Below are 12,182 nucleotides of genomic sequence, written 5' to 3'. Positions count from 1 at the left end.
TCTCCTTGTATCTCAAACCAGCGCCGCGCGAGCGGCAGCGAAGGCTTCCGGATTTTCCAGATTGTGGGTATTGACGCCTTTGACGCAGCGCTTGTTGAGCCCCGCCAGAACCTTGCCAGGACCGCATTCGACCAGCTCGGTAACGCCTTTTTCGGCCAGCAACTGCACGCTCTCTACCCAGCGCACAGGACTGTACAGCTGCGCCAGCAGATCGCGCCTGAGCGCATCCAGATCAGCCGGCACGGCGGCGCTAACATTCTGTACCAATGAAATCTGTGGCTCTTGCCAGGCCAGAGCATTGATCGCATCGGCGAATTTTTCGGCCGCCGGGCGCATCAACGCACAGTGCGACGGTACGCTGACCGGAAGCGGCATAGCCCGCTTGGCCCCACGCGCCTTGCACGCATCGATAGCGCGCTCAACGGCAGCTGCCGCACCGGCGATCACCACCTGCCCCGGGGCATTGAAGTTGACGGCACTGACCACCTCATCCTGCGCCGCCTCGGCACAGGCAGCCAAAACATCGGCATCTTCCAGACCGAGGATGGCCGCCATGCCGCCTTGCCCGGCCGGGACCGCCTGCTGCATCAGCTGACCGCGCAACTCGACCAGCTTCACCGCAGCTGAGAACTCGATGGCACCGGCAGCCACCAGCGCGGAGTACTCACCCAGGCTATGCCCGGCAACAAAAGCCGGGCGCGCACCACCTTCCGCCAACCACAGACGCCACAGGGCGATAGAAGCCGCAAGGATTGCAGGCTGGGTCCTGTCAGTTTCGTTAAGACGCTCTTCCGGACCCTGCTGAGTCAGCGCCCAAAGGTCATAACCGAGGGCCTCGGAGGCCTCACCAAAAGTATCCCGGACCAGCGCCTGCTGAGCACCGAGATCGGCAAGCATGCCGAGCGACTGGGAACCCTGGCCGGGAAAAACGAATGCGAGATAGGCTGACATTAAATGTGCCCTTTTGTGATTCCAGGTAGAAGAAACAGCACGGAGCAACCGGGCCGACAATTGCAGATTGGATGAAGTCCCCGCTGCCGCGGTCACAACCCATTGCGCGAAGATCTGCTGGCAAGGGCTGCGAACAGCCGAGATCTACAGCAACAAGTCTTCCAGACGGCCATGCAGGCGCTGCGGTAGATTCTCGCGCACCTCGATGACAGCTCGGCGAATGGCACTCTGAAACGCCTCGGCATCGGCACCGCCATGACTCTTCACAACGATACCCTGCAGACCCAACAGACTGGCGCCATTGTGCTGTGCCGGTGCCAGTTCATCTTTCAAACGCTTGAGCAGTGGCATAGCCACTGCGCCGGCCATACGCGAAACCAGACTTTCACTGAACAGGGTTTCGATGCGCGAGGTAATCATCGACACCAACCCCTCGCTGGACTTCAGCAGGATATTGCCCACGAAACCATCACACACCACTACATCCGCCTCGCCGCGATACAGGCCATCGCCCTCGACGAAGCCTATGTAGTTCAGACCTTCCGCCTGGCGCAGCAGGCTGGCAGCCAACTTGACTTGCTGGTTGCCCTTGATGCTCTCGGTTCCGACGTTGAGCAGCGCGATGCGCGGACGCACCACCCCCTGCGCCTCAGCAACCACCGAGCCCATTACCGCGAACTGATAGAGTTGCTCGGCACTGCAGTCGACATTGGCACCAAGATCAAGCACCTGGCATACGCCCTTGGCCGTGGGCACAGCCGTCACCATGGCCGGCCGATCGATACCCGCCAGCGGCTTGAGCACATAGAGAGAAAGCGCCATCAGCGCCCCGCTATTGCCGGCACTTACAGCGGCACTGACCCGACCATTGCGAACCAGCTCCAGCATGACGCGCATGGAGGAATCAGGCTTGCCCCGCAAGGCATGGGTAGGGCGCTCATCCATGCCAATCACTTCACTGGCGTGTTCGACACGCAGACGCGCACGATCAACACCCGAGTGATGGGAGATGAGTTTTTCAATGAGGGGAGCTTGACCAACGAGGGTCACGTGAAGCGAGGGGAATTCGGCCAGACTGGCAATGCAGGCCGGAACAATGCAGTGGGGACCGAAGTCCCCACCCATTGCATCAATCGCGATCTGCGGAGCGGACAAGGATTACTCGTCGGCGCCCTTGTCGATCACTTTACGGCCACGGTAGAAACCTTCCGGGGACACGTGGTGACGCAGGTGAACTTCACCGGTGCTCTTCTCGACGGACAGGGCGTTAGCCTCGAGCGCGTCGTGCGAACGGCGCATGTCGCGGGCAGAGCGGGATTTTTTGTTCTGCTGAACAGCCATAAATCAATAACTCCTAAACGTTTGGGTCACGCTTTAACTGCGCCAAAACACTGAACGGGTTGGACCGCGATACCTCGTCCTCGCTCGACTCGGGCTCATCGGCACCGACCGGCTGCTGGCATTCCTCAGGGGCATGGGCCGGAACGATGGGCAGAGCGAGTAAAAGCTCGTCTTCAACCAGCGTCATCAGATCCAGAGGATCTTCACCCACTTCCAGCACGTCATAGCCCTTGGGCAGCGACTGGGTATCCGCACCTTCCTTCACCACCGCGTAATGACACTCGCTGCGGATCGGCAGTGCGACCAGTTCCAGACAACGCTGGCAAACCATCTTGACCTCAACCTCGAGCTGACTGTGAATACTCACAGCACGACGCTCGCCACGTTCGAAGACAAGCTTCGCGTGAACCAGACCGGCATTATCAGCCAGCGGATCGCATAATCTGGCAAAACTGGCTAGCTGCATCTCCCCCTGAAGGGTGACACCGCGATCGGCAAGTTTGCGCGGATCAACGTGAGGTGGAATCGGCCCATTCGACATAGGCGCGACATTCTAGGGATGCCCCTTCCCCCTGTCAAAGGAATTTCCAACCTGTCCGTCGGGAGACATGATCACTAAAATCGCCCCTCGAACAGGAGATCCCCATGCCCCCTCTGGTACTCGCCTCAAGCTCGCCTTATCGCCGAGAGTTACTTATCCGCCTGCGCCAACCCTTCGAGTGGGCCAGCCCAGACATTGACGAAACCCCACTACCGGGCGAACAAGCCGAACCCCTGGTCCGACGCCTGGCGGAAGCCAAGGCCCGCGCCCTTAGCGAAAGATATCCGAACCACCTGATCATCGGCTCGGACCAGGCAGCCGTTCTGGATAAGCAGATTCTCGGCAAACCCCATAACTTCGACCGTGCCCGCGAACAGCTGCTGGCCGCCAGCGGCGCCAGCGTGACATTTCTCACCGGACTCGCTCTTCTCGACAGCTCCAGCGGGCACTGCCTGGTAGACGCAATCCCCTTCACAGTGCATTTCCGCTCACTCAACGAAGAGCAGATCTGCCGCTACCTCGCTGCCGAGCAACCTTACGACTGCGCCGGCAGCTTCAAGGCCGAAGGGCTCGGCATCAGCCTTTTTCGCGCCACCGAGGGAGATGACAGCACCAGCCTGATCGGCCTCCCACTGATCCGCCTGACCAGCATGCTGAATGACGCCGGCATCGCCATTCCCTGAGCCGCTATATAAATGAAAAGCCCGGCACTCGGCCGGGCTCCTCCACACACAGCAGATCAGCGCAAAGCCGGCCCCTGAAAGCCCATCCACATGGCCAAGCGCTCAGCCACGCTGGCGCCCAGCTTTTTGGTGAAACGATCCAACGGACTTTCTTCTCGCGTGTAGTCGACGATTGTCTTGGCCCCAATCACCTCACGCGCCACATAACTACTACTGCCCAGCGCATCCACCAGACCCAACTCCAGAGCCTGCTCTCCCGACCAGATCAAGCCCGAGAAGAGCTCGGGATACTCCTGCACCTTGAGCCGATCACCACGCCCTTTCTTGACGCTATCGATGAATTGCTGGTGCGTGGTTTTCAGCACACCCTGCCAAAACTGGGTTTCCTCTTCTTTCTGCGGCTGGAAGGGATCAAGGAAAGCCTTGTGCTCACCGGAGGTGTAGACACGACGATCCACACCGAGCTTATCCATCGCACCAACAAAACCAAAGGTGGCGGCAGTGACGCCAATGGACCCCACTAGACTGGCCTTATCCGCATAGATCTCGTCAGCCGCACTGGCGATGTAGTAGGCACCGGAAGCCCCAAGATCGCTGATCACCGCGTAGACCTTGATATCCGGATGTTCACCGCGCAGACGCTTGATCTCGTCATAGATGTAACCAGACTGCACCGGACTGCCGCCCGGGCTATTGATGCGCAGGATGATGCCTTTGGTCTTCTCATCCTCGAACGCAGCGCGCAGGCCACTGACGATATTGTCGGCACTCGCCTCCTCGTCAGCCATGATCATGCCGCGCACCTCGATCAGCGCAGTATGGCTCTCCGCCACGCCCGCCGACTTGCCCAACTTCAACGCTGGACTGAACAGCGCCAGCGCACCGAATAGATAGATGAACGCCAGCAACTTGAAAAAGATGCCCCAGCGCCGCGCTCGCCGCTGCTCGACAACCCCTGCCTGCAGGGTTTTTTCCAGCAATTTCCAGGCTTTGTCATCGCCAGCCGACGACTTCAACTCATCTGACATGCTCAGCCACCTCAACAGATCCAACAGAGACACGCCCACTCAGCCAGGCATGAAGTTCGCAAAACTCATTGATCGCCAGACGCGGCCCATGAGCCAGAAGACTCTCCAGCGACTGCGCACCAAAGCCCACCGCCACCGAATCCATCCCGGCATTACGCGCCATCTGCAGATCGAACACCGAGTCGCCAACCATCAACGCCTGTGAAGCAGGCAACCGACAATGATCGAGAATTTCATGCAGCATGCGCGGATGTGGCTTGCTGGCCGTCTCATCGGCGCAACGGGTGATATCGAAATAATCAAGCCAGCCACGCCCCTCAAGAACCCGCTGCAAGCCACGGCGAGTCTTGCCTGTGGCCACAGCCAGACGGTAACCCTGGCGCCGAAATGACTCCAGAGACTCCTCCACTCCCGCAAACAGCGGCGAAGGCTCACGTTCAAGCTGCAGGTAATGACCGCCATATCCCTCGCAGAGCCGAGCGATCATGGCCGAGTCATGCAGCTCCGGGTACAGCACCCGCACCGCCTCAGGCAGTCCAAGACCGATAATACCCCTAACCTGGGCATCACTCCGCACCGGCAGCCCACAATCATCAGCAGCACGGTGCATGGACTCGACGATTCGACCAATGGAGTCGACCAACGTGCCATCCCAATCGAAGACCAGCAGTTGGTAGTCAGACACCGAGACGCTCCAGGGTCACTTCCCACATATCATCGACCGCCGCCTCAAGCTCCAAGCGCTGGCCGTCCGGCAGTTCGATCCTCAACTGATAGGCATGCAGAAACAGGCGCTTTCCGCCCAACTCGCGAATCTCGCGAGTGAATTCCTCATCGCCATACTTGGAATCACCAGCAATCGAGTGCCCAGCATGCTTGGCATGCACGCGGATCTGATGAGTGCGCCCAGTGATCGGGCTCGCCTCGACCAGAGTGGCGAACTCGCCAAAGCGGCGCAGCACGCGGAACTCGGTGAGCGCCTCCTTGCCCTCGGGATTGACCTCAACCATGCGTTCGCCGGAACGCAGATTGTTCTTCAACAGCGGCGCAGCAACCTTCTTCTTCGAAGTCGGCCAACTACCGCGCACTAGCGCCATGTAGCGCTTGTCGACGCCATCACCACGCAGAGCTTCATGCAGATGACGCAGCATACTGCGCTTCTTGGCGATCATCAGCAGCCCCGAAGTATCACGATCCAGGCGATGAACCAGCTCGATATCCTTGGCATCCGGGCGCAGCTGGCGAAAGGCCTCGATCACGCCGTAATTCAGACCGCTACCACCGTGCACGGCGATACCGGCTGGCTTGTTCAGCACAATCAGCGCCTTGTCCTCATAAACGACTGCCACCTCGAGACGCTCCAGCAGGCTTTGCGCCAACGGCACCGGCTCATCGCGATCGGCCAAACGCAGCGGCGGAACTCGCACGATGTCGCCAGCCTGAAGCTTGTACTCGGGCTTGATCCGCCCCTTGTTCACCCGAACCTCACCCTTGCGCAGGATGCGGTAGATCAAGGTTTTCGGCACACCCTTGAGGCGGGCGAGAAGGAAATTATCAATACGCTGACCGGCATGATCCGGCACAACCTCAAGCAGCTGGACGCCGGAGGTTGGAGAATTGTCTGTAGTCATGGCGGCGATCATAACAATTTTTTATGGAATTGAAGCACTTAATCATTACTGATATAGTCGCGAACGCCGCCAAAAGCGGCCCGGTTAGCGGATGATCGACATCCATACCATCCCTGCCGAGCGCAACCCTTTCTGGACGTAAGGCCGTCCGACGGAATTCTCGCCGCACAGAGCGTGCTGAATGCCGGAAACAAAGCCTTGAGCCAACGAGCCTGCCGCGAGATCGCCAACCAGGCTCGACAGACGCGCAGGCCTAGCCTGCGATAATGCAAACCCGCTGCGGATTCTGCGAGCGGCACCCGATTTCAGCGATACGTGTAGGGTGGAGATGCACAACCGTCGAACTGCGTAGCTACAGGCTTTACCAAGACGCGTCACAATTCGTCCGCAGCGAACGGTTGATTCCTCCCCTGACTGAGTGCTTCTGTCACCACAGCAAACAGGAGCGTAGTCGCGGTACCGGCCCCACTGGCCTGACCGCTAGACACCGGTGTGATTTACGACCACGCCGGCGCGCCCCCTGACACCGACCGTAGAAGTCGTGTGTGCCAAACGCCGTTTCCGTTAGCCACGGAAACCATTGGTACAACATGAAAAGAATGCTGATCAACGCAACTCAACCCGAAGAGTTGCGTGTCGCCCTGGTAGATGGCCAGAAGCTCTATGATCTGGACATTGAGTCCGGCGCCCGCGAACAGAAGAAGGCCAATATCTACAAAGGCCGCATCACACGCGTCGAGCCTAGCCTCGAAGCTGCCTTTGTTGATTTCGGCGCCGAGCGTCACGGCTTCCTGCCACTGAAAGAAATCTCCCGCGAATACTTCTCCAAGGCTCCGGAAGGCGGCCGCGTCAACATCAAGGAAGTGCTCAAGGAAGGCCAGGAAGTCATCGTCCAGGTCGAGAAGGAAGAGCGTGGCAACAAAGGTGCCGCCCTGACCACCTTCATCAGCCTGGCTGGCCGCTACCTGGTGCTGATGCCGAACAACCCGCGTGCGGGCGGGATCTCCCGCCGCATCGAAGGTGAAGAACGCAACGAGCTGCGCGAAGCGCTGAACGGCCTCAACGCCCCGGGCGACATGGGGCTGATCGTGCGTACCGCCGGTCTGGGTCGCTCCAGCGAAGAACTGCAGCTCGACCTCGACTATCTGGTGCAGCTGTGGACCGCAATCAAGGACGCCTCCAAGGATCGCGCCGCGCCATTCCTGATCTACCAGGAATCCAACGTCATCATCCGCGCCATCCGCGACTACCTGCGCCAGGACATCGGCGAAGTACTGGTGGATAGCGTCGAAGCCCAGGAGGAAGCCCTGGCCTTCATTCAGCAGGTCATGCCGCAGTACGCCAGCAAGATCAAGCTGTACGAAGACAGCGTGCCGCTGTTCAACCGCTTCCAGATCGAAAGCCAGATCGAGACCGCCTTCCAGCGCGAAGTGAAACTGCCGTCCGGTGGTTCCATCGTCATCGACCCGACCGAGGCCCTGGTGTCCATCGACATCAACTCGGCGCGCGCCACCAAAGGCGGCGACATCGAAGAAACCGCCCTGCAGACCAACCTGGAAGCGGCCGAGGAAATCGCCCGCCAGCTGCGCCTGCGTGACATCGGCGGCCTGATCGTGATCGACTTCATCGACATGACCCCGGCCAAGAACCAGCGCGCCGTGGAAGAGAAAGTCCGTGAAGCCCTGGAAGCCGACCGTGCCCGCGTACAGGTCGGCCGCATCTCGCGCTTCGGCCTGCTGGAAATGTCCCGTCAGCGCCTGCGTCCGTCGCTCGGCGAGACCAGCGGCATCGTCTGCCCGCGCTGCAACGGCCAGGGCATCATCCGCGACGTCGAATCCCTGTCGCTGGCTATCCTGCGCCTGATCGAAGAGGAAGCCCTGAAGGACCGCACCGCCGAAGTCCGCGCCCAGGTGCCGATCCCGGTTGCCGCCTTCCTGCTCAACGAGAAGCGCAACAGCATCACCAAAATCGAGCTGCGCACACGTGCGCGTATCGTCATCCTGCCGAACGACCACCTGGAAACCCCGCACTTTGAAGTCCAGCGCCTGCGCGACGACAGCCCGGAAGTGATGAGCGGCCAAACCAGCTACGAGATGGCCAAGGTCGAGGTCGAGGAAGAGGCTACCGCCACCCGCACCCTGGTGCGCCAGGAAGCGGCACTCAAAGCCACTCCGCCGCGCCCGGCAGCACCGACCCCGGCCGCTCCGCTGGCTCCGACTGCCCCGACGCCACAACCGAGCCTGTTCAAGGGCCTGGTCAAGTCCCTGGTGAGCCTCTTCGCCGGCAAGGAAGAAGAGCAGCAGCCAGTGGTCGAAGCCAAGCCGGCCGAGCGCAAGCCACGCAATGACGAGCGCCGTGGCGGTCGCCAGCAGAACCGTCGTGACGGTCGTGGCAACCGTGACCGCAACGACCGTGGTGAGCGTGCCGAACGCGAAGAGCGCAAGCCGCGTGAGGAGCGCCAACCGCGCGAGCCTCGTGAAGAGCGCCAGCCGCGTGAAGCCCGTGAGCCACGTGAAGAGCGCCAGGCCCGCGAGCCGCGTGAAGGCCAGGAAAACCGCCGCGAGCGCCAGCCGCGCGAAGCCCGCGAGCCACGCGAAGAGCGTCGCCGCGAACTGCGCGAACCGCTGGACGGCAACACCGCCAATAGCCAGGAGCAGAGCAACGAGCGCAAGCCACGCGAAGAGCGCCAACCGCGTCCGCCGCGTGAAGAGCGCCAGCCGCGCGCGCCACAGAATGTGGATGCGGCCGAGGAAGAAGTACTGGACAGCGCCGAGCAGCAGGATGATGGTCAGGACAACGGTGAAGGGGGCGATCGCCCACGTCGTCGCTCCCGTGGCCAGCGTCGCCGCAGCAATCGCCGCGAGCGCCTGCGTGATGCCGACGGCAACCCGATTGTCGAAGAAGCCGGCGAAGCCGAGGCCACCGAAGGTGCTACCACCACCGCAGCGGAAAGTGCTGCTGTAGCGGCTGTTGCGGCACTGAACCAGGCCAACGCGCAAACCCCGGCAGAAGCGCAAGCTGAAGTCACCCACGCTGCCGAGATCACCAGCGAGCCGGAAGCTGCTGAAGCTGTAGCGCCAGTCTTGGCCGAAGAGCCTGCCGCCCAGCCAGTGGTTGAAACGGCGCCTGTCGTAGAAGCTGCCGCAGCAGTACAGCCCGCAGTGGAACCTGAGCCTGTAGCTCCGGTCGTTGAAGTGAAAAAAGAAGCTGCGCCAGCCCCTGTAGCCGCACCGGAAGTGGCGCCAAACAGTACTGGCCGCGCACCTAACGATCCTCGTGAAGTGCGTCGTCGCAAGCAGGAAGAAGCCGCCCGTCTGCAGGCTGAAGCCGCCGCAGCCGCTGCTGCAGCACTCACTGCCAGCAGCGAAACGGCTGCCGAAAAGCCCGCCGAGCAGGCAGCTGCAGCGGTTGAGGAAGTCGTTGAGGCTCCTGCCACCGCGGCCGAATTCGAGCCGACTGTGGTAGAAGCAGAGCAACCGGCCGAGAGTGCCGAGCAGCAAACTGCTGCAGATGAAAGCGCCACTCAGGCGAAAGAGGAAGAAGCCAAGCCGCAGGTCTGAGTCTGAAGGCCTGGCACATAAAGGGGATGCTTCGGCATCCCCTTTTTTGTACATGCAGCAACGCTTGAATTCGGCCGACGCCCTACCTAGTTTTACCCTGTCGGCCCGATGTGCGAGCCCTGAATGGAGTCCACTGCATGAAGCATTTCTTTCTCGTCACGCTGATCTTGCTCACGTTGAACGGTTGCTCTACCGAGTACATCATCACCACCACCGATGGGCAGATGCTCACCACGGCCGACAAGCCAGAACTGGACGAAGATACCGGAATGATCGAGTTCGAAGACAGTGAAGGGCGCAAGCAACAGATTCCGCAGAATCAGGTGAAACACATGCTGGAACGCTAGATGCATCCTCAGCCACTCAAACAAAACCCCGCCTTGGCGGGGTTTTGTTTGAGTGGCATATCGCTTGCTTAGGGTTCAACAGCAGAACCCTCTCCAACGGCGGAGCCGGTTCATAGACAATGGCGTCGTTTCTGGTCACGCAGCATGCTGCAGGCTGGAGCGGCGCCTTTTTGTTCAACGGCGGAACACGACATGACCGACAGCAGCACCTCGCAACAGCAAGCCCTGGCCTGGGTCGCGGGCAGCGATGCACCGGAAAAGAGCACTCTCAACCTGGGATTTATGGCCCTGACTGACTCTGCCTCGCTGATCGTCGCGGCCACCCAAGGCTTCGCACAGCCTTATGGGTTGACCCTCAACCTGCAGCGCCAAGCCTCCTGGGCCGGTTTGCGCGACCGCCTGCTGAGCGGCGAACTGGATGCCGCACAGACCCTCTACGGCCAGGTGTATGGCATCCATCTGGGTATTGGCGGCCCAACCACCCAGATGGCCATTCTCATGGGCCTGAACCAGAACGGCCAGGCCATCAACCTCTCTGAGCCCCTCAAGCGCAGCGGAGTGGTCACTGCCGAGGCACTCGCCGCCCGAGCGCGCCAAGGCAGTGCAAAACTCACTTTCGCCCAGACCTTTCCCACCGGCACACATGCCATGTGGCTGTATTACTGGCTGGCGGCTCAAGGCATTCATCCACTGGAGGACGTCAGCACGGTAGTCGTGCCACCTTCGCAGATGGTCGCGCATCTGCGCGCCGGGCGTATTGACGGCTTCTGCGCCGGCGGCCCTTGGGGTGCTCTGGCCGTAGAAGAGGGCCAAGGCTTCACCCTGGCCACCAGCCAGATGATTTGGGCCGACCATCCGGAGAAAGTGCTGGGTGTGACCCGCGAGTTCGTCGAGCAATATCCCAACACGGCCCGCGCCCTGACCATGGCCGTGCTGGAGGCCAGTCGCTTCATCGACGAGAACGAAGAAAACCGCCGCAGCACTGCTCAGCTGATCAGCAGCAGCGACTATGTAGACGCCCCACTGTCTTCCATCCAGCCGCGCTTTCTCGGCCAGTATGAAGACGGCCTCGGTCACGCCTGGCTGGATGCGCACCCACTGCGCTTCTTTGCCGACGGTCAGGTGAACATGCCCTGGCTGTCCGATGGCATGTGGTTCATGACCCAATTCCGCCGCTGGGGCTTGCTGCGCGCCGATCCGGACTACCTCGCCGTCGCCCGTGAGGTTCACCAGCTTGACCTCTATCGCCAGGCCGCAGAGGCCGTTGGCGTCAAGGTGCCCGAACAGGCGATGCGCCGCTCGGTACTGCTCGACGGCAGCGTCTGGGATGGCAGCGACCCGCAGGGCTATGCCCGCAGCTTCGCGATCCACGCCCGCAGCAACGATACCGCCATCGCCCTGTAACGCAGCGAGAACACAGCACGATGCTACGCATACTCCTGATCAACGATACCCCGAAGAAGGTCGGTCGCCTGAAGAGCGCCCTGGTCGAGGCAGGTTTCGAGGTGATCGACGAATCCGGCCTGACCATCGACCTGCCCGAGCGGGTCGAAGCCGTCCGCCCGGATGTGGTTCTGATCGACACCGAATCTCCCGGCCGTGACGTGATGGAGCAGGTGGTACTGGTCAGCCGCGACCAGCCGCGCCCTATTGTCATGTTCACCGACGAGCACGACCCGCAGGTGATGCGCCAGGCCATTCAGTCCGGGGTCAGCGCCTACATCGTCGAGGGCATCCAGGCCGACCGCCTGCAGCCGATCCTCGACGTGGCCATGGCACGCTTCGAAAGCGACCAGGCCCTGCGCGCCCAACTGCAAGCCCGCGACGCCCAATTGGCCGAACGCAAGCGTATCGAGTTGGCCAAAGGCCTGCTGATGAAGATGAAGAGCTGCAACGAAGAGGACGCCTACACCCTGATGCGCCGTCAGGCCATGAGCCGCCAACAGAAGCTGATCCAAGTGGCTGAACAGATCATTGCCATGCATGACATGTTGGGGAACTAGGCTGAAGCCGCGGATTTATGCGCTCTAGAATGGGCGCTCGCCGCACTCGTAAGCCCACCTACAAAGATGCGCTGGCTGTGGCAGGCAAAGCGCTAGC

General features: G+C 61.0%; 12 protein-coding genes. 5 read left to right on the top strand and 7 right to left on the bottom strand.

The features are described from left to right. Window positions 1–12: 12 nt before the first annotated feature. The 4 genes from fabD to ACF8C6_RS01825 all read right to left on the bottom strand — a co-directional run bounded on the left by fabD (window position 13) and on the right by ACF8C6_RS01825 (window position 2,833). Entirely contained in the window at window positions 13–951 is a 939-nt protein-coding gene (fabD, locus tag ACF8C6_RS01840) for an ACP S-malonyltransferase (RefSeq protein WP_392497873.1), read from the bottom strand. A gap of 144 nt (window positions 952–1,095) precedes the next feature. Beyond that, window positions 1,096–2,106: a phosphate acyltransferase PlsX gene (gene plsX, locus ACF8C6_RS01835; RefSeq protein ID WP_392497734.1), complete on the bottom strand. Its 1,011-nt coding sequence runs from the start codon at window positions 2,104–2,106 to the stop codon at window positions 1,096–1,098. A 3-nt stretch (window positions 2,107–2,109) separates the two neighbouring features. Continuing rightward, the gene (rpmF, locus tag ACF8C6_RS01830) at window positions 2,110–2,292 is read right to left on the bottom strand and encodes a 50S ribosomal protein L32 (protein ID WP_021700475.1); all 183 of its coding nucleotides are present in this window, start codon (window positions 2,290–2,292) and stop codon (window positions 2,110–2,112) included. A 13-nt stretch (window positions 2,293–2,305) separates the two neighbouring features. Beyond that, the gene (locus ACF8C6_RS01825; protein WP_392497733.1) at window positions 2,306–2,833 is read right to left on the bottom strand and encodes a YceD family protein; all 528 of its coding nucleotides are present in this window, start codon (window positions 2,831–2,833) and stop codon (window positions 2,306–2,308) included. 104 nt (window positions 2,834–2,937) lie between these two features. Between ACF8C6_RS01825 and ACF8C6_RS01820 the strand changes: the two genes are divergently transcribed. Beyond that, a complete protein-coding gene (locus ACF8C6_RS01820; RefSeq protein WP_392497732.1) occupies window positions 2,938–3,516 on the top strand; it encodes a Maf family protein in 579 nt (192 codons plus the stop codon). 56 nt (window positions 3,517–3,572) lie between these two features. Here ACF8C6_RS01820 and sppA read toward each other — a convergent pair whose 3' ends face one another. The 3 genes from sppA to rluC are packed head-to-tail and all read right to left on the bottom strand — an operon-like array spanning window position 3,573 to window position 6,175. Then, window positions 3,573–4,544 carry a signal peptide peptidase SppA gene (gene sppA / locus ACF8C6_RS01815; protein WP_392497731.1) on the bottom strand — a complete coding sequence of 324 codons (972 nt, stop codon included), beginning with the start codon at window positions 4,542–4,544 and terminating at the stop codon, window positions 3,573–3,575. Further along, window positions 4,534–5,229: an HAD-IA family hydrolase gene (locus ACF8C6_RS01810; RefSeq protein WP_392497730.1), complete on the bottom strand. Its 696-nt coding sequence runs from the start codon at window positions 5,227–5,229 to the stop codon at window positions 4,534–4,536. Before ACF8C6_RS01810 ends, sppA begins: the two co-directional genes overlap by 11 nt. Continuing rightward, window positions 5,222–6,175 carry a 23S rRNA pseudouridine(955/2504/2580) synthase RluC gene (gene rluC / locus ACF8C6_RS01805; protein ID WP_392497729.1) on the bottom strand — a complete coding sequence of 318 codons (954 nt, stop codon included), beginning with the start codon at window positions 6,173–6,175 and terminating at the stop codon, window positions 5,222–5,224. Before rluC ends, ACF8C6_RS01810 begins: the two co-directional genes overlap by 8 nt. A 590-nt stretch (window positions 6,176–6,765) precedes the next feature. Here rluC and rne point away from each other — a divergent pair. From rne to ACF8C6_RS01785, 4 genes are all read left to right on the top strand, one after another. Next, window positions 6,766–9,735, top strand: a complete 2,970-nt coding sequence (gene rne, locus ACF8C6_RS01800; protein WP_392497728.1) for a ribonuclease E — start codon at window positions 6,766–6,768, stop codon at window positions 9,733–9,735. Window positions 9,736–9,872: 137 nt separating this feature from the next. Beyond that, window positions 9,873–10,082, top strand: a complete 210-nt coding sequence (locus ACF8C6_RS01795; RefSeq protein WP_277690336.1) for a YgdI/YgdR family lipoprotein — start codon at window positions 9,873–9,875, stop codon at window positions 10,080–10,082. 192 nt (window positions 10,083–10,274) lie between these two features. Further along, window positions 10,275–11,486: a CmpA/NrtA family ABC transporter substrate-binding protein gene (locus tag ACF8C6_RS01790; RefSeq protein ID WP_392497727.1), complete on the top strand. Its 1,212-nt coding sequence runs from the start codon at window positions 10,275–10,277 to the stop codon at window positions 11,484–11,486. A gap of 20 nt (window positions 11,487–11,506) precedes the next feature. Further along, entirely contained in the window at window positions 11,507–12,085 is a 579-nt protein-coding gene (locus ACF8C6_RS01785) for an ANTAR domain-containing response regulator (protein ID WP_021699650.1), read from the top strand. Window positions 12,086–12,182 lie beyond the last annotated feature (97 nt).

This window comes from Pseudomonas sp. zbq_18 (assembly GCF_043102245.1).
Taxonomy (GTDB): Bacteria; Pseudomonadota; Gammaproteobacteria; order Pseudomonadales; family Pseudomonadaceae; genus Aquipseudomonas.
Note: the sequence above shows the minus strand (reverse complement) of the source record. Positions and strands in the feature narration are given on the sequence as shown.